This window comes from Komagataeibacter melomenusus, from assembly GCF_013155395.1.
In the GTDB taxonomy this organism is placed as follows: domain Bacteria; phylum Pseudomonadota; class Alphaproteobacteria; order Acetobacterales; family Acetobacteraceae; genus Komagataeibacter; species Komagataeibacter melomenusus.
In genome coordinates this window covers 38,382-62,596 of sequence record NZ_JABJWC010000019.1, presented here as the reverse complement: position 1 = coordinate 62,596, position 24,215 = coordinate 38,382, and the positions used below count along the sequence as shown (strand labels likewise).

The window sequence follows — 24,215 nt, the reverse complement described above, 5'->3', positions numbered from 1 at the left end:
GGCGGAAAGCCCGCGCCAGGCCGAGGTGCGCAGCGACCTTGCCGCCCCGCTCGAGCCGCGCTTTACGTTTGACACCTTCATCGTGGGCAAGCCCAACGAGTTCGCCTATGCCTGCGCCCGCCGTGGCGGAAAGCCCGCGCCAGGCCGAGGTGCGCAGCGACCTTGCCGCCCCGCTCGAGCCGCGCTTTACGTTTGACACCTTCATCGTGGGCAAGCCCAACGAGTTCGCCTATGCCTGCGCCCGCCGCGTGGCCGAGCGCCCGTCCAGCCCCGGCTTCAACCCCCTGTTTCTGTATGGCGGCGTGGGGTTGGGCAAGACCCACCTCATGCACGCCATCGGTGCGGAACTGCTGCGTGGCGGCAAGGTCTCGGTGGCCTACATGTCGGCCGAGAAGTTCATGTACCGCTTCATCGGGGCCATCCGCTCGCAGTCCACGCTCGAGTTCAAGGACCAGTTGCGCTCCGTCGATGTGCTGATGATCGATGACCTGCAGTTCCTCATCGGCAAGGACAACACGCAGGACGAATTCTTCCACACCTTCAACGCGCTCGTCGATGCCGGGCGGCAGATCGTGGTCTCGGCCGACAAGTCGCCCTCCGACCTGTCAGGGCTTGAGGACCGGCTGCGCACCCGCCTTGGCTGCGGCATGGTGGCCGATATCCATGCCACCACGTTCGAGCTGCGCATCTCGATCCTTGAGGCCAAGGCCGCAGCCTCCGGCGTTGTGGTGCCTGCCAAGGTGCTGGAATTCCTGGCCCACAAGATCACCTCGAACGTGCGCGAGCTTGAGGGCGCGCTCAACCGGCTGATCGCGCATGCCAACCTGTTTGGCCGCCCCGTCACGCTGGAAGCAACGCAGGATGTGCTGCACGATATCCTCAAGGCGCATGACCGTCGCGTCACCATCGAGGAAATCCAGCGCAAGGTGGCCGAGCACTGGAACACGCGCCTGACCGACATGTTCTCCGCCCGGCGGGGCCGGGCCGTGGCACGGCCACGGCAGGTGGCGATGTACCTGGCCAAGCAGCTGACCAGCCGCTCCTACCCCGAGATCGGGCGCAAGTTCGGCAACCGCGACCACACCACCGTCATGTATGGCGTGACCAAGGTGGAGCAGTTGATGGCCCAGGACCCTGCCTTTGCCGAGGACGTGGAACTGCTGCGCCGCATGCTCGAGACCTGACGCATTTCCCCCGCGCGCCCCTTTACCGCTGTTGCTTCAGGCTGCTAGACAGGTCTCCCCCGTTCTGTACTTTTTCGGGTGCTGCGGGATGTGGAGGATATCGTACCGATGAAGTTGAAGGCTGACCGCGTAACGCTGCTCAAGGCACTGGCCCATATCCAGAGCGTTGCCGAGAAGCGCAATACCATCCCCATCCTGGCCAATGTGCTGATCAATGTCACTGATGGCGCCATGACGCTGACCGCCACCGACATGGAAATTGCCGTGGTCGAGGGCATGGCGGCCGAAACGCTGCGTGATGGCGCGGTTACGGCACCGGCGGCCGTGCTGTACGAAATCGTGCGCAAGCTGCCCGATGGCGCGCAGGTCGAGTTCGACCATGCCGGAGGCGATGCGCCGCTGGGCCTGCGGGCGGGGCGTTTTGCCACCAGCCTCAATGTGCTCGACGTGGATGACTTCCCCTCCATGATGGCAGGCAGCCTGCCGCATGAATTCAGCATTCCCGCGCAGGTGCTGCGGGGCCTGATCGACCGCACGCGCTTCGCCATCTCCACGGAGGAGACGCGCTACTACCTCAACGGCATTTTCCTGCATGTGGCCGAAGGCGAGGCCGGTCCGGTGCTGCGCGCGGTGGCGACCGATGGCCACCGCCTTGCGCGCGTCGAGACCGAACTGCCGCCGGGCAGCGAGGGCATGCCCGGCGTGATCGTGCCGCGCAAGACCGTGGGTGAGCTGCGCAAGCTGCTTGATGAAGGGCCGGAGCAGGTCGATGTGGCCCTGTCCGATACCCGCATCCAGTTCACCATCGGCAACATCACGCTCACCTCCAAGCTGATCGATGGCACCTTCCCCGAATATGAGCGCGTGATCCCGCACGGCAATGACCGCATCCTGCGCGTGGGCAAGAAGATCTTCTCCGATGCGGTAGCCCGTGTCGCGGCCATCAGCCAGGAGCGGTCGCGTCCGGTCAAGCTGAGCATGGGCCATAACCTGCTTACCCTGTCGGCTGCCAGCCAGGACCAGGGCTCGGCCACCGAGGAGCTTGATGAAAATCACGTCTCCTATGACGCGCCGCCCATCGAGATCGGCTTTCAGGCCCGGTATCTGAATGACATTACCGACCAGGTGGAAAAGGAGGTGGAATTCGCCTTCTCCGACAGTTCCGCCCCCACCATCGTGCGCGATGTGGACAGCCCCTCGGCGCTGTACGTGCTGATGCCCATGCGCGTTTGAGCGCGCCTTTTATTACGGCGGCATGGCCTGCATAACCCGGCTGACGCTGACGGATTTCCGCAACTACAGCCGCCTGTCCTGGCAGCCGGCGCAGCCGGTTACGGTCATTACCGGGCCGAATGGCAGCGGCAAGACCAACCTGCTTGAGGCCGTGTCGCTGCTGGTGCCCGGTCGTGGCCTGCGCGGCGCGCGCATGGATGAACTGCCCCGCCATGGCGCGGGCCTGTGGGGCGTTGCGGCACAGGTGGAAGGCATGGACGGGGATGAAGCCCTGTCCGTGCAGCTTGCAACGGGCGCCGACCCGCTGCGGCCCGAGCGCCGGGTGTTCCGGGTGGACGGGCAGGTCCTGCGCAACCGTGATGGCGTTGGTGAATATTTCTCGGCTGTCTGGATCACGCCGCAGATGGACCGCCTGTTCCTTGAAGGGGCAGGGGGGCGGCGGCGGTTTCTCGACCGGCTGGTGCAGGCGCTTGAACCCGGCCATGCGCGTGAACTCGCAGCCCATGACCGCGCCATGGCCCAGCGCAGCCGCCTGCTGGCCCAGCGCAACCCCGATCCCGCCTGGCTTGCCGCCCTCGAGCACACCATGGCCCGCCATGCGGTGGCCACCGTTGCCGCGCGGATGGACATGGTCAGTCGCCTCAATACCGATGGGCAGGCGCTGGCCGATGGCTTTCCCGCCGCCCGGCTGGAGCTGGACTGTGATATTGCCGCCCATCTGGCCCAGCAGCCTGCGCTGGCCGTGGAGGACTGGCTGGCCGGGCAGATGGCGCACGCGCGCGGTATTGACCGCCAGCGTGGCGGCAGCCGTTTTGGCGCGCACCGCACCGGTCTTGCGCTGGCTGACCGGGTGAGCGGGCGCGCCGCCGCCCAGTCCAGCACGGGCCAGCAGAAGGCGCTGCTGCTGGGCATCGTGCTGTCCCATGCGCGCATACTGGCCGCATGCCGGGGGCAGGTGCCCATGCTGTTGCTTGATGAACCGCTGGTGCACCTGGATGAAGCCCGCAGGCAGGCCCTGTTCCGTGCCGTGGGCCGCATGAACACAGGTGTGTTCCTGACCGGAACGGACGCCGAACAGTTCGCCCCGCTGCGCGGCCATGCCGCCTTCGAGACGCCGGGTGCGGGTAATCTTGCCCATGAGACCTGATTCGCGCGGGGAATGCTGGTTCCGCCGGGCAGTTGAGGCTATAATGCATTCTGATATTTTGTTGTTGTCCGCTGTGGAGCATCTGCCGGCATGTCCGATCAATCCAGTCCCGATCAGAAACACGATGCCGAGGCCAAGGGCACTGTAACGCCCATGCCTGATTATGATGAGGCATCCATCTCGGTGCTGCGGGGGCTGGATGCGGTGCGCAAGCGTCCCGGCATGTATATTGGCGATACCGATGACGGCTCGGGCCTGCACCACATGGCCTTCGAGATCATCGATAACGCGGTGGATGAGGCGCAGGCCGGTTTCGCCACCGGCTGCGTCGTCACCCTCAATGGCGATGGCAGTGTGACCGTGCGCGATGACGGGCGCGGCATCCCTACCGGCATGCACCATGAGGAAGGGGTGAGTGCGGCGGAAGTCGTGCTGACCAAGCTGCATGCGGGCGGCAAGTTCAACCAGAATTCCTACAAGGTTTCCGGTGGCCTGCACGGCGTGGGGGCCGCGGTGGTCAATGCCCTGTCCGAATGGATGGAAGTGCGCATCTGGCGCGATGGCAAGGAGCATGTCATCCGCTTCCAGGGCGGCGAGCGTGACGAGGCGCTGCGCGTGGTGGGTGAAAGCAGCGAGCCGCGCGGCACGCAGGTCACCTTCAAGCCCAGTGCCGAGACCTTTGCCAAGGTGGAGTTCGAGTTCCCGATTCTCGAGCGCCGCCTGCGCGAACTGGCCTTCCTCAATTCCGGGCTGAAGATCGTGCTGCGTGATGAGCGCCACGAACCCGCGCGTGAGGAGAAATTCCATTACGAGGGCGGCCTGTGCGCCTTTGTGGAATGGCTCGACCAGGGCAAGACCGCCATCGTGAACCCGCCCATTACCGGCAGCCTCCAGAACGAGGAAAACGGCATCAAGGTCGAGTTCGCGCTGACATGGAACGACAGCTTCCATGAAACCATGCTGTGCTTCACCAACAACATTCCGCAGCGTGATGGCGGCTCGCATCTTGCAGGCTTCCGTCAGGCGCTGACCCGCGTGGTGGGCCGCTATGCCGAGGCCAACGCCACCAAGAAGGACAGCCACGCGCTCAACGGCGAGGACATGCGCGAGGGCCTGACCGCCGTGCTCTCGGTCAAGGTGCCCGACCCCAAATTCTCGTCGCAGACCAAGGACAAGCTGGTCTCGTCGGAAGTGCAGCCGGTGGTGCACGCGGCGGCGGCCGACATGATCTCCCACTGGTTCGAGACCCACCCCAAGGAAGCCCGCCACATCGTGGCCAAGGTGATGGATGCCGCCGCCGCCCGTGAGGCCGCGCGCCGCGCGCGTGAACTCACCCGGCGCAAGGGCGTGCTTGATATTTCCTCGCTGCCCGGCAAGCTTGCGGACTGCCAGGAGCGCGACCCGGCCAAGTCCGAACTGTTCATCGTCGAGGGGGATTCGGCAGGTGGCACGGCCAAGCAGGGGCGCGACCGGCGCTTCCAGGCGATCCTGCCGCTCAAGGGCAAGATCCTGAACGTGGAGCGCGCGCGTTTTGACCGCATGCTCGGCTCGGCTGAAATCGGCACGCTGATCACGGCACTCGGCACCGGCATCGGGCGGGGCGACGTGGAGCATGGTGGCTTCTCGATCGAGAAACTGCGCTATCACCGCATTGTCATCATGACCGACGCTGACGTGGATGGCTCGCACATCCGCACGCTGCTGCTGACCTTCTTCTTCCGCCAGATGCCCGAACTGATCGAGAACGGGTACCTGTATATCGCCCAGCCGCCGCTATACCGCGCCAAGCGCGGCAATGACGAGCGCTACCTCAAGGATGACGCGGCCCTTGAGGCCTACCTGCTTGACAAGGCGCTGGCCAATGCGGCGCTGCATTATGCCGATGGGCGCGAAGTGCAGGGCGAGGCGATGCGCGAGGACGTGCATTTCATCCGCGATGTCACGCGCGCGCTGTCACGCCTGTCGGCCCGCGTGCCGGTGTGGATACTGGAGCAGGCGGCCATTGCGGGCGTGCTGCGGCCTGACCTGAACACGGTGCCCGAGCGCATTGTGGACCTGCAGGCCCGGCTTGATGCCATCTCGCCGCCGGCCGAGCGCGGGTGGAAAGTGGCCGTGAGCGAAAGCGGGCTGGAAATGGCGCGCAGCGTGCGCGGCGTGGGCGAGGTCTACCGGCTTGAGGCCACGACCCTGCGCAGCGCGGAAGTGCGCTGGCTGGCCGAGCGCCATGAGCGGCTGGTGAAGGATTTTGCGGGCCCTGTCAGCCTTGTGCTCGATGGCACGCCGCATCCCTTCCATGGCCCGGCCTCGCTGTATGAGCGGATTCTGGCGCAGGGCCGTAAGGGACTGTCGATCAACCGCTTCAAGGGGCTGGGCGAGATGAACGACGAGCAGTTGTGGGAAACCACGCTTGACCCCGCCATGCGCACCCTGCTTCAGGTCAAGGTAGGCGATATTGAAAACGCGGCGCAGGTCTTCTCCACCCTGATGGGCGATGTTGTTGAACCGCGCCGTGACTTCATCGTGGGCAATGCGCTCAAGGTCGCCAATCTCGACGTATAAGGCAGTTCAGGCAGGCCGCAATTCGCCTGCCAGATGCGGCACTTCGGCAATGGAATCGGCGCCTACCGTGGCCCCGGCTTCCATTTCCGGCCGCCCGTAACCCCAGCGGGCGAAGATGACCGGCACATGGGCGCCTGTGGCGCAGGCCACGTCGTTATGATGGTCGCCGATCATGAGGGCGCGGGCAGGAGTGCCCCCTGCCTGCTCGATCGTGCCCAGCAGGTGGCGCGGGTCGGGCTTGCGCACGCCAAAGCTGTCACCGCCGCCTACAGTGACAAACCATTTTTCCAGATCCATGACCTCAAGGATGCGCCGGGCCGCTGCTACGGGCTTGTTGGTGCAGACCGCCATGCGCCAGCCTGCTGCGTGCAGGGCCGCCAGCGCCGCGACCGTGCCGGGAAAGGGGCGGGTGTGATCGGTTGAATGGGGGGTGTAATGGGCCATGTAGCGGGCCGTGGCCTCGGCACGGTCTATGCTTGTGGCGGCGGGACCGGCATGGTCGAGCAGGCGGCTGACGAGCATGGCCACGCCATCGCCAATCATCGGGCGCACGGCCTCGGGTGTTATGCCCGGCAGGTTGTATTGCGCCAAAAGCCAGTCGGCGCAGGCCGCAAGATCAGGCAGGCTGTCGATCAGCGTGCCATCCATATCAAAAACTGCCAGACGGGAAGGGGAGAATGTCATCATGAACGCCTTTGACTGTCTGGCGTTGAGGAAGCCCCACTGCGCACGGCCCTGCAAGTCATAAGAGATTGCCTGGGGCCAAATCATTGATAAAAAGGAAAAGTTTTTGGTAAGGCTTTTTTCAAGAAGCTTTTGGGCAACGTCGCCTTTTTAAAAAAAGGCGACACCTGAAAACTTTTATGACTTCAGGACGGCACGGGTCTGTTTTTTCAAAAAAACGCATCAAGGGCATGATCTCATAAAATGAGAGGTGCCTGATTTTTGTGTTTTTTATCAGCATGTTATTTTTGGGCAGCACTATCGTAGCACTCGGACATTCGAAGTGATGCGTCCCCGCGCCGATAAGGGTTTGACAGGGTAGTCAGGTGCGGAGTACCCGCACACTGCCATGAAGACCGACACAGAGACCGCCCTGTCCGCCTCCGCCGCACCCCTATCGACCGCCGTCATTCTGGCGGCAGGTCGCGGCACGCGCATGAAATCGGAGCGGCCCAAGGTCATGCATCCGCTCGCAGGCCAGCCCATGCTGCGCTACCTGATTGATAATGCAGCCGAAGTGTTTGACCGGATTATTGTCGTAGCCGGGCCAGGCATGGACGACGTGGCCGCCCTCGCTGCCCCGCACACAGTCGTGGTGCAGCACGACCGCCTGGGCACGGGCCATGCCGCCCGCCAGGCCGAGGCCGCGTTCGGCACGGGCGATGTGGCAGTGCTCTATGGTGATAATCCCCTGATTACGCCGGGCACCATGCGTGCCCTGCTGGCCCAGCGCCGCAGCGATGATACCGGCCTTGCCCTGCTGGCCATGGAACCGGCTGATCCCGCGCGTTACGGTCGCGTGCTCACGCGTGACGGACTGGTGCAGCGCATTGTGGAATGGGCGGATGCAACACCCGCCGAACGCGCCATCGGGCTGTGCAATGCGGGCGTGCTATGCGCTGATGCCGCCGATTTCCGCCGCTGGCTGGGCGAGATTGATAACGATAACGCGCAGGGCGAATACTATCTGGGCGATGTGGTGGCGCGCGCCGTGGCCGAAGGGCGCAGGGTGCGCGCGGTCGTGGCCCCCGAGGATGAACTGCGCGGCATCAATTCCCGTGCCGAACTCGCCCAGGCCGAAGCCTGCGTGCAGGCCCGCCTGCGCCTTGCCGCCATGGCGGGTGGCACGACCCTCGTGGCGCCCGATACCGTGTTCCTGTGCGCCGATACGGTGTTCGAGCCTGACACGGTGGTGCACCCGCATGTGGTGTTCGGGCCGGGGGTGCATGTCAGGCGCGGCACGGAAATCCATGCGTTTTCGCACATCGAGGGTGCAACGGTCGGGCCTGATGCCCAGATCGGCCCCTATGCCCGCCTGCGTCCGGGCACGGATGTGGGAACGGGCGCGCGCGTGGGCAATTTTGTTGAACTCAAGGCCACCACGCTTGGCGCGGGCGCCAAGGCCAACCACCTGACCTATCTGGGCAATACCACCGTGGGGGCGAAAGCCAATATCGGCGCGGGCACCATTACGTGCAATTATGATGGCGTGTTCAAGCACCATACGGAAATCGGGGCCGAGAGCTTCATCGGGTCGGATTCGGTGCTTGTCGCCCCCGTGCGGTTGGGCAAAGGGGTGATTACGGCGGCGGGCAGCGTGATTACGCATGACGTGCCCGATGATGCCCTGGCCATTGGCCGGGCGCGCCAGGCGGACAAGGCAGGCTATGCCCGCGTGTTCCGCCAGCGACTGAAGAACAGGAAGGAACAGGGCTGATGTGTGGCATTGTAGGCGTTGTTGGCAGCAATCAGGCCACGCCGGTCATTCTTGATGCCCTGCGGCGGCTGGAATATCGCGGTTACGATTCCGCCGGTATCGCAACACTGGAGCACGGCCATGTCGAGCGCCGCCGGGCGGCGGGCAAACTCGACCATCTGGCCAGCCTGCTGGCGCGCCTGCCGCTGCCTGGCGTAACCGGCATTGGCCACACGCGCTGGGCCACCCATGGCGCGCCCACCGAGAACAATGCCCACCCGCATGGCACGGAGCGCGTATCGGTGGTGCATAACGGCATTATCGAAAACTTCGAGGAACTGCGCCGCGAGCTTGAGGCCGCAGGTCAGGTCTTCTCGACCGATACCGATAGCGAGACCATTGCCCAGCTGGTCGACTACCACCTCCAGCGCGGCCTTTCCCCGCGTGAGGCCGCGCATGAATGCCTCAAGCGGCTGGAGGGGGCCTATGCGCTGGCCATGATCTTCGCAGGTCATGACGGCATGGTCATCGGCGCGCGGCATGGCGCGCCGCTGGTGGTGGGCTTTGGCGATAACGAGATGTTCCTCGGCTCCGACAGCCTGGCCCTGGCCCCGCTGACCCGCCGCATCGCCTATCTTGATGATGGCGACTGGGCGGTCATCACGGCCGCCGGTGCGGCATTCTTTGACATGGCGGGCAACCCGGTCGAGCGCCCGGTGCGGCTGACGGCGCTGATCGCGGCCTCGGTGGGCAAGGATGGCTACCGCCATTACATGGAGAAGGAACTGCACGAGCACCCGGTGGTGATCGGCCAGACGCTCCAGCGTCTGATCGACCCCGCCACCCGCCGCGTGGTCATGCCCGACCTGCCGTTCGACCTTGCCGCCATCCCGCGTGCCGTCATCACTGCCTGCGGCTCGGCCTTCTATGCGGGCATGATCGGGCGCTACTGGATCGAGCAGTACGCCCGCCTGCCGGTTGATATCGACGTGGCGAGCGAGATGCGCTACCGCAACCCGCCGCTGGCCCATGGCGGGCTGGGGCTGCTCATCTCGCAGTCCGGCGAGACGGCGGATACGCTGGCCGCCCTGCGTGGCATGCGGGCGGCGGGGCAGCATATCGTCTCGGTGCTCAATGTGGAGCAGAGCACCATGGCGCGCGAAAGCGATGCCGTGCTGGGCACCGTGGCGGGGCCTGAAATCTCGGTGGCCAGCACCAAGGCATTCACGGCGCAGCTTTCCGTGCTGGCGTGCCTGACCATCGCCTTTGGCCGCGCGCGCGGCACGATTGATGCCGACCAGGAAGAGCGCATGGTGACCAACCTGCTCGACCTGCCAAGCAAGGCGACCGAGGTGTTCGAGCGCCACGACGAGATCCGCCGCATGGCCGCGATCGTGGCCGAAGCGCGTGACGTGCTGTATCTGGGGCGCGGGGCGATGTTCCCCGTAGCGCTCGAAGGGGCGCTCAAGCTCAAGGAAATCACCTATATCCACGCCGAGGCCTATGCTGCGGGCGAGATGAAGCACGGCCCCATATCGCTGATCGACAGCACCGTGCCGGTCGTGGCTACCGTGCCGTCGGGGCCGTTGTTTGAAAAAACGCTGTCCAACCTGCAGGAAGCCAAGGCCCGTGGCGGCCGCCTGCTGGTATTTACCGACATGGCGGGCGCGCCGCGCCTGCGCGAGATCGCGGAATGCGTAGTGGCGATCCCGACGGTGGATGAATTCGTGGCCCCCATCCTGCAGACCATTCCGGTGCAGATCCTAGCCTATGAGGTAGCCCTGATCAAAGGCACCGATGTGGACCAGCCACGTAATCTGGCCAAATCCGTTACTGTTGAATAGACACGCGCAGGCACGCTGGCACACTCGCCGCCAGCAGGACTGAACAGGCACAGGGGCACGGCAGGCACATGACAGCACCAACGGCATTCCCCCACGGGTCGGGTCCGCGCGTTCTGGTGCGTGGTGCCGGGGTTTCGGGGCTGACGGCGGCAGTAACCCTGGCCGAGCGGGGGGCGCGGGTGGTGGTGCATGAATGTGGGCCGCGCGTGGGCTGGGGCGCATCATGGAAGGCAGGCGGCATGCTGGCGCCGTGGTGCGAGGCCGAATCCGCAACGCCGGAGGTCACTGCCCAGTCCCTTGCCTCGCTCGACTGGTGGGATGCGCACGTGCCCGGCGTGGACCGCAATGGCACGCTGGTGCTCGCACCTGCGCGTGACGTGCGCGAGATCATGCGCTTTGGTCGGCGCACCTCGCATTACGAGACCATTGGCGAGGCCGAGATCGCGCAGCTTGAGCCGGACCTGGCCGATCGCTTCTCGCGCGCGCTGTTCTTCACGGGGGAGGGCCACGTCAACCCGCGTGATGCACTGGCCGCCCTTGCCGCCCGCGTGGTCGAACTGGGTGGTGAGATCCGTTTCAACGTGCCGGTTGATGAACACCCCGCGGGCTTTGACTGGGTGGTGGACTGCACCGGCATTGCCGCCCGCGACCAGTTGAGCGACATGCGCGGCGTGCGCGGCGAGATGCTGCTGCTGCGCTGTCCCGATGTCACGCTGCGCCGCCCGGTGCGCATGCTGCATCCGCGCATACCCATTTACATTGTGCCGCGTGCGAACCATGTGTACATGGTCGGCGCCACCATGATCGAGAGCGAGAATGCAGGCCCCATGACGCTGCGCTCGATGGTGGAAATGCTGGGTGCGGTCTATGCCCTGCACCCCGCCTTTGGCGAGGCCGAGATCCTTGAAACCGGCACCGGCCTGCGCCCCTCCTATCCTGACAACATGCCTGCGGTGCATCATGAGGGGCGGCTCATCCATATCAACGGCATGTATCGCCACGGCTTCCTGCTCTCGCCCGTGCGGGCGGCGGAGGCGGCCGATATCGTGTTCGGCGCGGCGTGAGCAGCCCTTATTAGGAGCGTTCCATGCAGATACAGGTAAACGGCGAACGCCATGACGTGCAGGCCACAACCCTGAGCGCCCTGCTTGACGAGATGGGCTATGACGCCACCACCCGCATCGCCACGGCGGTGGATGGCTGCTTTGTCGCGGCCCGCCAGCGCCCGGCCCATGCGCTGCACGAGGGCGCGCAGGTGGAAATTCTGGCCCCCATGCAGGGAGGATAACCGCAATGACCCTTTTCTATGGCACCGAACTGTCATCGCGCCTGATGCTGGGCACGGCGCAGTATCCCTCGCCTGAGATCCTGGCCGATGCCGTGCGCCGGGCCGGGGCGGGGGTGGTGACCGTCTCGCTGCGGCGCGAGGCGGCAGGCGCGCGCGCGGGCCAGGCGTTCTGGGAACTGATTCGCGGGCTTGACGTGCCCGTGCTGCCCAACACGGCAGGCTGCCACACCGTGCGCGAGGCCGTGACCACGGCGCAGATGGCGCGCGAGGTGTTCGGCACCGACTGGATCAAGCTTGAAGTGATTGGCGAATCCGACACCCTCCAGCCCGACATGTTCGCCCTTGTCGAGGCCGCGCGCATCCTGACCGAGGACGGCTTCAGGGTCTTTCCCTACATGACCGAGGACCTGGTGGGCGCCGAGCGCCTGCTGCGCGCGGGCTGCGAGGTGCTGATGCCCTGGGGCGCGCCGATCGGCTCGGGCAAGGGGCTGAACAACCTGTTTGGCCTGCGCGCACTGCGCGCGCACTTCCCCGATGTGCCGATGGTGGTCGATGCGGGCATAGGCGTGCCCTCGCATGCCGCACAGGCCATGGAACTGGGCTATGACGCGGTGCTGATCAACACGGCGGTGGCCAAGGCGGGCGATCCGGCTGAAATGGCGCGCGCCTTCGCCATGGCGGTCGAGGCCGGGCGCATGGCCTATATTGCCGACCCGATGGAAGAACGCGACATGGCCGTGCCCTCCACCCCCGTTATCGGGCAGGCCGTCCTATGAGCCACGCACCGCTCCCCTCGCGCATCTATCCGGTTGTTGATGAAGCCCGCTGGGTTGGCGAGTTGGGGCAGGCGGGCGCCAGGCTGATCCAGCTGCGCCTCAAGGACCTGGCGCCAGATGCCCTGCTGCGCGAGATTCGTGCAGGCATCGCGCAGGCGCGGCAGCATGGCGTGTGCCTCGTGCTCAATGATTACTGGCGCATCGCGATCGGGGAGGGGGTGGATTACATCCATCTGGGGCAGGAAGACCTTGATACGGCGGACCTGCCCGCCATCCGTGCCGCCGGGATCAGGCTTGGCGTCAGCACCCATAGCGAGGCGGAACTCGAGCGCGCGCTTTCCGTCAGCCCCGATTACGTGGCCCTTGGCCCGGTCTGGCCCACCAGGCTGAAAAAAATGCCGTGGGGGCCGCAGGGCACTGACAAGCTGACCATGTGGAAGCAGCGCATCGGCGACCTGCCGCTGGTGGCGATTGGCGGCATCACGCTCGAGCGCGCGCCTTCGTGCATTGCGGCAGGGGCGGACTGTGTCTCGGCGGTATCGGATTTCATCCGCATGCCCGACCCGGCAGGGCAGGTAAAGGCCTGGCTTGCCGCGACCCGCGCGGAACGGCCGCTGTGAAAAAGTGGAACATAATGTGATCGGCGCTGTGTTGTTCATGCAACGCTTCTGTGGCATTATTGATACTGACGTTTCTGGTCCTTGAAGGAACATCTTTTACGGCCAGATAGTGGGTTTATAACGCCGGATTCTGTAGCGCCGATACGCAACGGACATAATCTGTTCATGGTCGGTCACTAGGGTTGGCCTATATATATTGATGTGGCCGGAAGGCGGGGATTTTGAATGGAGATAGCGGGTCTGGCAGCAATCTTGATGGCGATTGCCGTGCTGCTTGTCGTGGTCAGCGCGGTCCAGCCGCTTGCCCGCCGCCTCGAACTGTCCGAAACCGTTCTGCTGGCCATCGTGGGCATCGTGATCGGTGGTGCGGCCGATCTGGTGCTGCGCAACAGCCATCTGGAAATATTCAATGGCGCTGCGGAAACGCTGCTGGACTTCCCGCTTAACAGCGAAGCGTTCCTGCTCATCTTCCTGCCCATACTGGTGTTTCAGGGCGCGCTGGGCATTGACGTGCGCAGGCTCGCGCATGAAACCGCCACCGTGCTGCTGCTGGCCGTGGTCGCGGTTGCGGTTTCCACCGCCGCCATCGGTTTCGCGCTCTATCCGCTGGCGGGCATGCCGCTTGCTGTGTGCCTGCTGCTTGGCTCCATTGTGGCCACGACCGACCCGTCGGCGGTGGCGGGCATCTTCAAGGAAATCGGGGCCGCAAGCCGCCTGACCCGCCTGGTGGAGGGCGAGGCGCTGCTCAATGACGCAGCGGCCATTTCCATCTTCACCATCCTGCTCGGCTCGATTACCTCGCACCACAAGATCATGCTGGGCGGGGCGGTGCTGGAGTTTCTGGTCTCGTTCATTGGTGCGCTCATCATTGGCGTGCTGTTCGGGCGGCTGGTGCTCATGATGATCCCGGCCCTTGGCGCGGCACCGGCGGCCGAGGTGACGCTGACGGTGGCGCTGCCCTACCTGTCCTATATCGTGTGCGATGAATTCCTTGGTTTTTCCGGCGTGGTGGCCACGGCTGCCTCGGGGCTGACCATTTCCATCTATGGTCCGTCCACCTTTCGGCCCCAGACCTGGCGCTTCCTCAACGAGTTGTGGCAGCAGCTTGTGTTCTGGGCGGGGTCGCTGGTGTTCGTGCTGGCGTCGATGCTCGTGCCGCGCCTGCTGGTGGGCATGACGAAGTGGGACTGCGTGCTGATCCTTGTGGCTGCCGGTGCCGGACTGCTCGCGCGCGGGGCGGTGGTGTTCGGCATGCTGCCGGTGCTAGCTGCTACCAAGCTCTCGCCGCCGGTGCCCACGCCGTTCAAGGTCACGATGGTCTGGGGCGGGCTGCGCGGGGCCATTACGCTGGCACTGGCGCTGGCCGTGACGGAAAACGAGCATGTCTCGAGCAGCATCGCGCATTTCATCGGCATCATCGCCACGGGGTTCGTGCTGATCACGCTGTTCGTCAACGGGCTGTCGCTGCGCTACCTCGTGCTGTTCCTCAAGCTTGACCAGTTGCCACTGATCGATCAGGCGCTGCGCCACCAGATCCTGGCCATTGGCCTTGGCGAAGTACGTGACCAGACGCGCGACGTGGCGGGCGAACTCGGCTTTTCCCCCAACGTGACCAGCACGGTGGTCGATGTGCTCGACCGGCGCGTCCATTCGGAGGAACAGGCCAATACGTTTGACACGGCCCTTGGCGACCGCCAGCGCGTGACGCTTGCCCTGATCGTGATCGCCAATCGCGAACGCTCCATCCTGCTCGACCTGTTCCGCATCCAGGGCCTGTCGCGCCGGGTAATGGAAACGCTGCTGCGCTCGGCCGAGGCCATGGTCGATGGCGCGCGCCTTGAAGGCCGGTTTGGCTATGTGCGTGCCCTGCGGCGCAGGCTGCGGCCTTCGCTGCGTTTTCGCATAGCGCAGTTCATCCATCATCGCTTCAATTTCGACACTCCCCTCATGTACTGCATGATGGAGCGTTTCGAGATGCTGATGATCGGCTATTTCGTCTCGCTGTCGCTCACGCGCTTCATGCGCCAGCGCATGGAGCCCACGCTTGGCGTGCGCATCAGCGAGATCGTGGGCGAGGTGCTTGGCCGGCAGTGCAAGCTGCTTGATGAAGCGCTCCAGACCCTGCGGCTGCATTATCACGGCTATTCCGAGGCGCTGGAAAACCGGATGCTGCGCCAGATCGCGCTCAGGCTGGAAGAAGAAAAATACGACACCCTGATGTCGGAATCGCTGCTGAGCGAGGAACTGCACCGCGAACTGCACCGCGATGTGGAACACCGCCGCGAGCAGCTTGATTTCCGGCTGAAATTCAACATCCGCGCGGGTATTGAAAGCCGTATCCACAATTTCCCCCTCTTTGAGGGGGTGGCCGATGGCGTGTTGCATGACATCGCGATGAAGATGTCGATCCATTTTTCCACGCCTGGTGAGCGGCTGTACCGCAAGGGGCAGAAGGTGCGCACGGTCTATTTCATCAGCGCGGGCCTGGCCGAGACCCATTACCCCAAGCATGACGTGCGCTTTGGGGCAGGCGCCGTGCTTGGTGGCGAGGAAGCCCTGAAGGAGGGCCGCGTGGCGGCAACCAGCCGGTCATTGCAGTTCGGGCATTTCATGACCATGAGCGCGCGCGACTTCCGCAAGCTGGTCGAGGATTATCCCCGTATCGGTGAAAATCTTGAGCGCCTGATACAGGCCCGCGCCAAGGGCGAACTGCCCGATGCCCAGCTTCTGCCTGGCGATGATGCGGAGATGGCAGGCCGCACACCTTCCTATGATGCGATCGACCTCGCCACGGCCCCGGTGACACAGGCCATACCGGTGCGGGGCAGCGACGCAGGCAACGCCTGAAGCCATAGAAAACGGACGAAAGTTTTTGGTGAAGCTTTTCAAAAAGCTTCTGAGAACGCCGCCTTTTTGAAAAAGGCGGCGCCCGAAAACTTTCGTCATTTTTTATCGGTGAGGTGTTTTCAAACAGTTTCTCAGAACGGGCGGAGCAGGCGGTCGAGATATTCGAGTTCCTCTGGCGGGCGCGTGCGGTCGGCATCGCGGCGGCGCAGTTCCTGCTCGATCTCGCGCGCGCGTTCCCGGCTGGCATTGTCGGGCAGGTGGGTGTCGTTATCCATCCCGGCATGGGTGCCGCCGCTCTTGCGGCCAAGCGGGTCACGATCGCCCTTGTCACCGGCCTGCTGCTGTTCGTCATCCTCATCATCGGGGTCGCCGGACTGGTTGCCGCCACTGCCGTGGGCGCCCTTGCCCTTGCCATCATCAGACAGCATGGGCAGCAGCACGCTTATGGTGCCCCTGCTGCTCTGGCTGCGCATGGACTGGCGCATCTGCTGGTTGCCCTGCTGCAGGTCGGCCAGCACTTTTTTCTCCGCTGCCGCGGCCTCAGGGTCCTTGCCTGCGCCAAGGGCCGCGCGCACCGCCTTCATGTCGGTCTGGGCCTTGTCGAGGGCGGGCATGTCCTTGCCCATTGCCTGCCTGAATTCGCGCTGGAGTTCATGCAGGGCGCGGGCGAGGGCGTGCTGCACGGCACGATCGGCATGCTGCTGGGCGGTACGGGCCTCGGGCGTCAGGCTTGGTGGAGGGGGCGGGCCTGCCTGCGGCGCGGCCGGGGTGCCGCCCTGGGGCGTTATGCCAAGCTGGCGCAAAAGATCGGCGGTGGACATGGATGAGAGGTCGCCTTCATCCTCATCCATGTCGGTCTGGCGGCTGGCGGCCTCGCGTTCATGCTGGCGCTGGTCCTGATCAAGGCGCGACTGGGCGTGGTCGAGCAGCTGCGCCTGGCGGGTGACCAGGTCGCGCAGGTCACGGCGCAGTTCACGCGCCTGCTGGCGGGCCTGCATCTGCTGGGCCAGTTGCATCATGTCCTGCGGGGTGGCGTTGCGGATGCCGTCGGCCATGTCCTCCATCTGCTGGAGTTTCTGCATGGCGTCGGCATTGCGGCCCGATGCGGCATCATCCTGCAACTGCTGCATCATCTGGCCCAGATTCTGCTCGCCCTGCAGGGTCATTTCCGGCAGGGCGGGAATGGCGGAATGCTCGCGCATGGCCTGCTGGCCCAGCGCCTGCATCTTGCGCGCGATCGCATCCTTGAGCGCCTGCATGCGGTGCTGGAGTTCGGCCTGCTGCTCGGCATCCTGCCCTTTAGGCCCCATCTCGCGCATGTGCTCAAGCTGCTGGCGCACGGCATCCTGCGCGGCCTTTACGCCAAAATCTGCCTGTTCATCATCAATATCGCGGCGGTTGTGCTCCACATCGAGGGCCAGAAACCACAGCCGCGCGGTGGCCTGGGCAATGGCGGGCTCATCGCTGGCATCCTCGTTGCCCAGCAGGGCGGCGGTGCTGGTCAGGGCCAGCAGCAGGCCGACATGGTGGGTCAGCACGGTATCGGCCTGCCCCAGCCCCACGAGTTCGCGCGCGGCCTGCGCCCGGTTCTCGCGGTGCAGGGCAAGGCGCTTGCGAATGTCCAGAATGGCCTTGGCCACAGGGTTATGGAACGCGCGCGCGCCGATGCGCAGCTTTACGGGGGCGGAGGTGGCGGTGGTGCCGCTGTGGCTGGTGGCCACAAGGCGGCCGGTCACGTCCTCGCCCGCCCATGGGTTGTCTGACAGGTCGGGCGTAGCCACGCCATCAGCCGCGCGGGGCTGGCCGTTGAGCGGCAGGGGCACGCGCACGATGTCGTTCGGGCTGTCGGGCATGACCAGTTCGGCGTGCAGGCTGGCAATGCCGTAGGGCTGGGCTGCGTGGTAGGGCAGGCGGGTGCGCCATTCCCCCTCGCTGCTGCCGGGGTTGGGGCCCCAGGCCACATCCGGTGGCGGGTTGGGGGTAACATGCAGGCTCCATTGCGCCAGCGTGCGCCCCCGGCCCCGCAGCCGCAGCGTGCCGCTGGCCAGAAGGGGGGCGGTGGCACTCCAGCTATCCTTGCCCAGTGCGTGAAAGCCGTGGGGGCCAATGGCGGGCGCAGACTGGCTGGCCTGCATGCGCAGGGTGGGCGCGCCGTCCAGCCCGTTCAGCGTAACACTCAGCACGGCCCCTGCGGGAATGGTGGCAGTGGCATGCGTGGCATCAAGAAAGACCGGGGCGCCGGGCGCGTAGTCGGGCAGGGTGATCCAGGCATTGACCTGCGGGACAGGGGTGTCGGCATCATCCATGCCAGGCAGGAAAGCAGCCGTGATGCGGCTGGCGGCATGGGGGCCGGTCCAGACAAGGCCGCCAGCCAGCAGCACGGCCAGTATGGGGGTGGCGCGCACCCACCTTGAGGCGGGCAGGCCCAGATGCGGCCAGCCGCCGCGCAGGTGCTCAAGCGCCGCCATCGTGCGGTGCAGGTGCAGCTGCCACAGTTCATGCACGGCGGGGGTGCCGGTATTGGCGGGCCGGTCGTGCAGGGTGCGCAGCGGCTGTCCCGTCAGGCCGGAGGCCTGTTCCACGCGGCGGTCGGTCTCGGTTGGGGTGGGAGGGCTTACGGCCTGCCACAGCCGCCAGGTGCGCCATGATACGGCACCGGCCAGCCCGAGCAGCGCCAGCGCATGCACGCTGTCAGGCAGGCGCTGGGGGATGCGCGCCAGCCCCAGCAGGGCCACCCCCATGGCCGTGCTGGCGGCAGGCAGCATGAGCGGCCACAGGCGTTCCGCCCACAGGGCACGGCGGGCCTGCCCGCGCGCGCGCGCAAGGCGTTGCGGCAGGCCGCCGCCTGTCCGGGTAATGTCCTGCCCGGCGGTCATAGGCCTCCGCCAGCGGGGGTAAGGGCTTTGTCCACCCACTGGGGAACATGGTCGGCGGCCCAGAGTTCCTCAACGGGCTGGCGCGGGCGGATCACGGCCCAGCGATTGCCATCGACCATCACCTGTGCCGCCAGCGGGCGGTCGTTATAGGTGGAACTCATCACCATGCCATAGGCCCCGCAATCCAGCAGGGCCACGCGCGCGCCTGCCTCCATGTGGGGCAGGGTGCGGTCGTGGCCGAAGGTGTCACCACTTTCGCACACGGGGCCGACCACATGCACGGTCTCGGCCGGGGCGGTTGCATCCCTGGCCGAAAGCGGCAGGATACCGTGCCAGGCATCATACAGGCTGGGGCGCATGAGGTCGTTCATCGCCGCATCGAGCACCAGGAAGGGCGGCATGCCGTCATAGCCGCGCTTGCGCAGGATGACGGTGCTCAGCAGCACGCCCGCAGGCCCGGCCAGCCAGCGCCCCGGCTCGATGGCAAGGCGCGTGCCCAGCCCGCCAAGTTCGGCCTCGATGGCTGCGGCCAGCGCCTCGGGCGCGCCTTCGGTTTCATCGCGGTAGGAAATGCCAAGGCCGCCGCCGCAATCCAGCGCATCGACCACCAGCCCGCGCGCGCGGATGGCATGCACGAGTGCGGCCAGCCGGGCATAGGCGGTGCGGTAAGGCTGCATGCGCACGATCTGGCTGCCGATATGCATGGCCAGTCCCACCGGGCGGATGCCGGGCAGTTCGGCAGCGCGGGCATAGAGGTCAACCGCGCGGTCATAGGGAATGCCGAATTTGTTGTTGGCAAGCCCGGTGGTGATCTTGGCGTGGGTGCCGGCATCGACATCGGGGTTGATGCGCAGGGCAACCGCCGCCTCAAGCCCTTCGGCCTGCGCCGTGGCGGAGAGGAGTTCGAGTTCCTCGGCACTTTCCACGTTGATCTGCAAAATGCCCGCGCGCAGCGCCAGGCGCATCTCGTCAGCGGTCTTGCCCACGCCCGAGAACACGATTTTGCCCGCCGGGATGCCCGCCGCCATGGCGCGGCGCAGTTCGCCCCCGCTCACCACGTCCGCTCCCGCGCCTTCGGCCGCCAGCACGCGCAGCACGGCCAGATGGTCGTTGGCCTTGACCGCGAAATGGATGGAAACCGGGCGGTCCGTCGCGCCAAAGGCACTGGCCAGCCTGCGGTAGCGCGCGCGCAGCGTGCCCGCACTCATCACCCATGTGGGCGTGCCCAGCGCATCGGCTATGGCGTTGAGCGGCACGTCCTCGAGCACGAGCCCGTCCATGGCGTGCATTGACAGCGCGGGACGGACGGCCAGAAGGTCGGCGACGGAAGGGTCCTGTCCGGGACAGGGGAGGGGAGTATCAGCCATGATGCCTGCACGATACCGCCTTGCCGCATCCCTTCCAAGGTGGTTGACGCAGGAAAGAACAGGAAGGACAGGCCCATGATGGATCACGACCCCGCGGCAGGGGCGGCAATGGCCGTGCGGGCCCATGCCTATGCGCCCTATTCGCGCTTTCAGGTCGGGGCCGCGGTCGAGACCGCGGATGGCCAGGTGTTCGCAGGCTGCAATGTCGAGAACGCGGCCTACCCCGAGGGCACCTGCGCCGAGGCAGGCGCCATAGCCGCCATGGTGGCGGCAGGCGCGCGCGCGATCCGGCGCGTGGTGGTGTGCGGCGGCACGGGTGCGCCCTGCACGCCCTGCGGGGGATGCCGCCAGAAGATAAGGGAATTCGCCCCGCCCGAGGCCGAGATCACCATGATCTCGCCCCAGGGCACGGTGCTGGTGGTCCATACGCTGGCCGACCTGCTGCCCGACAGTTTCGGGCCAGACAGCCTGGCCTGACCGGCGCGGGTCCTAGCGGTCCTTGTCGGGGTAGTTGTTGTAGATCGCCTTGCTGGGGCTGTGCGGGTTGCCAATGCGCCCGCAGGCGCCCAGCGTGGCACTCAGGGCGGCCAGCATGGCCACCATGAGCATGAAGCGGGGCGCGCCCCGGCGCAGGTTGGTCAGGATGTTCATTTTCATGCTCCCAGTGTGTCAAGCCAGCGGGTGGCCTGTGCCCGTACGTTATCGGCCGCCGTGCCGCCGTGGCTGGTGCGCGAGGCGATGGAGGAATCGACGCTCAGCACCGAGAAGATGTCCTGCGTGATGCCCGCTTCCTCTTCCTGCATTTCCGCAAGGCTCAGTTCGGCCAGCCCCACGCCCTTGGCTTCCGCCTTGCCCACGAGGCGGCCCGTCACATGGTGCGCGGTGCGGAAGGGCACCTTGAGCACGCGCACCAGCCAGTCGGCCAGGTCGGTGGCGGTGGAGAAGCCGGACCCGGCATAGGCGCGCATCTGTGCCTCATTGACCGTGAGGTCGCGCACCATGCCATCCATGGCGGCAAGGCACAGGGTTGCGGCATCGGTGGCGGCGAAGACGGGTTCCTTGTCTTCCTGCATGTCCTTGGCATAGGCCAGCGGCAGGCCCTTCATGACTGTCAGCAGCCCCACCAGCGCGCCGGTAATGCGGCCGCCCTTGGCGCGCACTAGCTCGGCTGCGTCCGGGTTGCGCTTTTGCGGCATGATGGACGAGCCGGTGGTGAATGCATCCGACAGGCGGATGAACGAGAAGGGGGCCGAGCACCAGATCACGATTTCCTCCGCCAGGCGCGAGAGGTGCATCGCCATGATGGACAGGGCCGAGAGATATTCCAGCGCGAAATCGCGGTCCGACACGGCATCGAGCGAGTTGGCGGTGGGGCGGTCGAAGCCCAGCGCATGGGCCGTCATCTCCCGGTCGATGGGGAAGGACGTGCCCGCAAGTGCTGCCGAGCCGAGCGGGGATTCATTGAGCCTGCGCCGGGCGTCGTTCAGGCGGCCGCGATCGCGCGCCAGCATCTCGACATAGGCCATGAGGTGATGGCCGAAGGTCACGGGCTGGGCGGTCTGCAGGTGGGTGAAGCCGGGCATGGGCGTTGCCGCGTGCTCGCGCGCGCGGCGGGCAAGGGCGCGCATGAGGGCGGCGGCCTGCTGGTCCAGCCCGTCAATCGCATCGCGCACCCACAGGCGGAAATCGGTCGCCACCTGGTCATTGCGCGATCGCGCGGTGTGCAGGCGCTTGCCCGCCTCGCCAATGCGGTCGGACAGGCGGGCCTCGATATTCATGTGAATATCTTCAAGGGCGGTGCTGAACTCGAACGTGCCCGCCGCGATCTCGCGGCCGATCTGGTCCAGCCCCTCGGTAATGGCCCGGGCGTCCTCGTTCGAGATGATGCCGGTCTTCGCGAGCATGGTGGCATGGGCTTTCGATCCCGCGATGTCCTGCCGCCACAGCGCCTTGTCAAAGCCGATCGAGGCATTGATGTCCTGCATGATGGCCGCAGGCCCCCCGGCAAAGCGCCCGCCCCATTGTGCGTTCGCCTTGTGCGCGTCCTGATCCGTCAGCGTTTTTGCGTTCCCCGGCATCCTGTGTTCCAGCTACCCCAAGTGTGAAAAGGATTGTGGCGCGTCATCCATGGCATGATGCCATTGCGCGCAGCGCACCCTACCGGCGCGGCGCGGCAGATACAATCATGGCGCGCCGCAATCCTGCGCGAAGGCGGCGTGGCGCGGGGCGGGGTTGCGGCGTGCCGCCCCGACGGGGTCTTTCACTTGGCGGGCCGGGGCTGTAATGTCGGCACCCAACCCGCCCATGGCAGAGGACGTTACGCCACAATGCACCATGCAGCCCTTGCACAGGAGCCGCCGCGTCTGCTGACCCCGGCCGACCCGGCGCCGGTCATCCAGTTCGGCCCGTCGGCGCTTGATGGCGTGGCCACGGCAGGGGGGCTGCCCTTCGTGCTGGTCAGCGACCATGCGGGCCGCGCCATTCCCGCAGCATTGGGCGACATGGGGGTGAGTGCCCAGGACCGGGCGCGCCATATCGCCTGTGACCTGGGCATGGCTGAAACCGGCCGCCTTCTGGCCGGGCATCTGGGCTGCGTGCTGATCGAGCAGGCCTATTCCCGCCTCGTGATAGACTGCAACCGCGCGCCGGGGCACCCCACCTCCATCGTGCGCGAAAGCGACGGCACGCCGGTGCCCGCCAATGCGGGCCTCAGCGCCGATGCGGAAGGCTGGCGGGTGGAGGAAATCTTCCTGCCCTACCACCAGAAGATCGGCAGCGAGATTTCCACGCGGATCGAGGCTGGCCTGCCGGTGGTGCTGGTCTCGCTGCACAGCTTTACCGATTGCATGAACGGCCAGGCCCGCCCGTGGCATACCGGCGTGCTGCACAACCGCAACCCCGCCTTCGGCCTGCGCGTGCGTGACCTGCTGGCAGCGGAAGACGGGCTGGTGGTGGGCAGTAACGAACCCTATGCGCTGACGGATGCGAACGACTACACCGTGCCGGTGCATGCCGAAGGGCGCGGCCTGCCCTATCTGGAAATCGAGATCAGGCAGGACCTGATCGCCACCCCCGAGGGGCAGGCCAGGTGGGCCGCGCGGCTGGCGCGCATCCTGCCCCAGGCCTGGGAAGACTACCGCCACCGAGGCCACTGAGCAGGAACACGCCGTTCATGAACAACACGATGGAACGCAGCCCCCGCATTGACGGGCACACCCGGCTTGCAGGGGTGATCGGCTGGCCGGTGGCGCATTCACGCTCGCCGCTGATGCATAATTTCTGGCTGGCGCAGGGCAGCATCAATGGCGCCTACGTGCCGCTGCCCGTGCAGCCCGGCGCGTTCGACACGGCGGTGAGGGGCCTGCAGGCGGCGGGCTTCAGGGGGGTGAACGTCACCATCCCGCACAAGGAATCCGCCTATCGCATCGTGGACCGTCTTGACCGCTCGGCGCAGAGATCGGGCTCGGTCAATACGCTGGTCTTTGCCGCTGATGGCCAGATCGAGGGCTATTCCACCGATGGTGATGGCTTCGTGGCCAATGTCGAGGCGCATGGCGTGGCAGTGCGCGGCGGGCGCGCCCTTTTGCTTGGCGCGGGCGGGGCGGCGCGCGCCATCGCCGCAAGCCTGCTGGATCGTGGCGTGCAGGTGATCGTTGCCAACCGCACCCGCGCCCGTGCCGAGGCGCTGGCAGCCCTGCTTGAGGGAATCGAGGTGGTCGACTGGGCGCGCGCGGGTGCGGCGCTGGTGGGCTGCACGCTGCTGGTCAACACCACCTCGATCGGGATGGAAGGCGCGGATGATGCCGCTTTCCCGCTTGATCTGGCGCAGGCCGATGCCGGGCTTGTGGTGTGCGACATCGTTTACGTACCGCGCCAGACCGGGTTGCTGCAACTGGCCGCCCGCCACGGCCTGCGCACGGTCGACGGGTTGGGCATGCTGATCCATCAGGCCGGGCTGGGGTTTGAAAAATGGTTTGGCGCGAAGCCTGCCATCGGCCCGGAGGTCGAGGCCCTGCTCGATGCCGACCTGCGTGCGGCGCACGCGGGGGGCTGAA

19 protein-coding genes are annotated in these 24,215 nt (G+C 66.0%); 14 read left to right on the top strand and 5 right to left on the bottom strand.

Annotated elements, in window-relative coordinates; translation table 11 throughout:
* From dnaA to gyrB, 4 genes are all read left to right on the top strand, one after another.
* Window positions 1-1,184, top strand: a 1,184-nt coding sequence (gene dnaA, locus HNW77_RS09125; RefSeq protein WP_241694373.1) for a chromosomal replication initiator protein DnaA, incomplete at its 5' end; no start/stop codon positions are given.
* Between the two features lie 108 nt (window positions 1,185-1,292).
* Complete coding sequence (dnaN, locus tag HNW77_RS09120; RefSeq protein WP_172157103.1) at window positions 1,293-2,417, top strand: DNA polymerase III subunit beta; 1,125 nt, start codon at window positions 1,293-1,295, stop codon at window positions 2,415-2,417.
* A 22-nt stretch (window positions 2,418-2,439) separates the two neighbouring features.
* Window positions 2,440-3,564 (top strand): DNA replication/repair protein RecF, encoded by a 1,125-nt coding sequence (gene recF, locus HNW77_RS09115; RefSeq protein WP_172157101.1) that lies wholly within the window; start codon window positions 2,440-2,442, stop codon window positions 3,562-3,564.
* Between the two features lie 90 nt (window positions 3,565-3,654).
* Window positions 3,655-6,123 (top strand): DNA topoisomerase (ATP-hydrolyzing) subunit B, encoded by a 2,469-nt coding sequence (gene gyrB, locus HNW77_RS09110; RefSeq protein WP_408886794.1) that lies wholly within the window; start codon window positions 3,655-3,657, stop codon window positions 6,121-6,123.
* A 6-nt stretch (window positions 6,124-6,129) separates the two neighbouring features.
* On the opposite strand, the gene gph is transcribed toward gyrB, so the two are convergent.
* A complete protein-coding gene (gene gph / locus HNW77_RS09105) occupies window positions 6,130-6,810 on the bottom strand; it encodes a phosphoglycolate phosphatase (protein WP_172157099.1) in 681 nt (226 codons plus the stop codon).
* Window positions 6,811-7,195: 385 nt separating this feature from the next.
* Here gph and glmU point away from each other — a divergent pair, with 385 nt between their 5' ends.
* The 7 genes from glmU to HNW77_RS09070 all read left to right on the top strand — a co-directional run bounded on the left by glmU (window position 7,196) and on the right by HNW77_RS09070 (window position 15,917).
* Window positions 7,196-8,563: a bifunctional UDP-N-acetylglucosamine diphosphorylase/glucosamine-1-phosphate N-acetyltransferase GlmU gene (glmU, locus tag HNW77_RS09100; protein WP_172157097.1), complete on the top strand. Its 1,368-nt coding sequence runs from the start codon at window positions 7,196-7,198 to the stop codon at window positions 8,561-8,563.
* The gene (gene glmS / locus HNW77_RS09095; protein ID WP_172157095.1) at window positions 8,563-10,386 is read left to right on the top strand and encodes a glutamine--fructose-6-phosphate transaminase (isomerizing); all 1,824 of its coding nucleotides are present in this window, start codon (window positions 8,563-8,565) and stop codon (window positions 10,384-10,386) included. The genes glmU and glmS overlap by 1 nt, the downstream gene beginning before the upstream one ends.
* A gap of 68 nt (window positions 10,387-10,454) precedes the next feature.
* The gene (thiO, locus tag HNW77_RS09090; protein WP_172157093.1) at window positions 10,455-11,450 is read left to right on the top strand and encodes a glycine oxidase ThiO; all 996 of its coding nucleotides are present in this window, start codon (window positions 10,455-10,457) and stop codon (window positions 11,448-11,450) included.
* A gap of 23 nt (window positions 11,451-11,473) precedes the next feature.
* Entirely contained in the window at window positions 11,474-11,674 is a 201-nt protein-coding gene (thiS, locus tag HNW77_RS09085; protein WP_172157071.1) for a sulfur carrier protein ThiS, read from the top strand.
* A gap of 5 nt (window positions 11,675-11,679) precedes the next feature.
* A complete protein-coding gene (locus HNW77_RS09080) occupies window positions 11,680-12,450 on the top strand; it encodes a thiazole synthase (protein ID WP_172157069.1) in 771 nt (256 codons plus the stop codon).
* Window positions 12,447-13,070, top strand: coding sequence for a thiamine phosphate synthase (locus tag HNW77_RS09075; protein WP_172157067.1), 624 nt, complete (start codon window positions 12,447-12,449; stop codon window positions 13,068-13,070). The genes HNW77_RS09080 and HNW77_RS09075 overlap by 4 nt, the downstream gene beginning before the upstream one ends.
* 225 nt (window positions 13,071-13,295) lie before the next feature.
* A complete protein-coding gene (locus HNW77_RS09070) occupies window positions 13,296-15,917 on the top strand; it encodes a cation:proton antiporter (protein ID WP_172157066.1) in 2,622 nt (873 codons plus the stop codon).
* A gap of 131 nt (window positions 15,918-16,048) precedes the next feature.
* Here the strand turns inward: HNW77_RS09070 and HNW77_RS09065 are convergent, their stop codons facing one another.
* Window positions 16,049-18,793, bottom strand: a complete 2,745-nt coding sequence (locus HNW77_RS09065) for a DUF4175 domain-containing protein (RefSeq protein WP_172157064.1) — start codon at window positions 18,791-18,793, stop codon at window positions 16,049-16,051.
* Window positions 18,790-20,160: a diaminopimelate decarboxylase gene (gene lysA, locus HNW77_RS09060; protein ID WP_172157062.1), complete on the bottom strand. Its 1,371-nt coding sequence runs from the start codon at window positions 20,158-20,160 to the stop codon at window positions 18,790-18,792. The genes HNW77_RS09065 and lysA overlap by 4 nt, the downstream gene beginning before the upstream one ends.
* A 78-nt stretch (window positions 20,161-20,238) precedes the next feature.
* Between lysA and cdd the strand changes: the two genes are divergently transcribed.
* Window positions 20,239-20,637, top strand: a complete 399-nt coding sequence (gene cdd / locus HNW77_RS09055; protein WP_172157115.1) for a cytidine deaminase — start codon at window positions 20,239-20,241, stop codon at window positions 20,635-20,637.
* Between the two features lie 12 nt (window positions 20,638-20,649).
* On the opposite strand, the gene HNW77_RS09050 is transcribed toward cdd, so the two are convergent.
* Both HNW77_RS09050 and argH read right to left on the bottom strand, forming a co-directional pair.
* Window positions 20,650-20,817, bottom strand: a complete 168-nt coding sequence (locus HNW77_RS09050) for a hypothetical protein (protein ID WP_172157007.1) — start codon at window positions 20,815-20,817, stop codon at window positions 20,650-20,652.
* Window positions 20,814-22,238 carry an argininosuccinate lyase gene (gene argH / locus HNW77_RS09045; RefSeq protein ID WP_172157060.1) on the bottom strand — a complete coding sequence of 475 codons (1,425 nt, stop codon included), beginning with the start codon at window positions 22,236-22,238 and terminating at the stop codon, window positions 20,814-20,816. Before argH ends, HNW77_RS09050 begins: the two co-directional genes overlap by 4 nt.
* A gap of 249 nt (window positions 22,239-22,487) precedes the next feature.
* On the opposite strand from argH, the gene HNW77_RS09040 reads away from it, so the two are divergent.
* A complete protein-coding gene (locus HNW77_RS09040; RefSeq protein ID WP_172157113.1) occupies window positions 22,488-23,315 on the top strand; it encodes an N-formylglutamate amidohydrolase in 828 nt (275 codons plus the stop codon).
* Window positions 23,316-23,344: 29 nt separating this feature from the next.
* A complete protein-coding gene (locus HNW77_RS09035; RefSeq protein ID WP_172157111.1) occupies window positions 23,345-24,214 on the top strand; it encodes a shikimate dehydrogenase in 870 nt (289 codons plus the stop codon).
* Window position 24,215 lies beyond the last annotated feature (1 nt).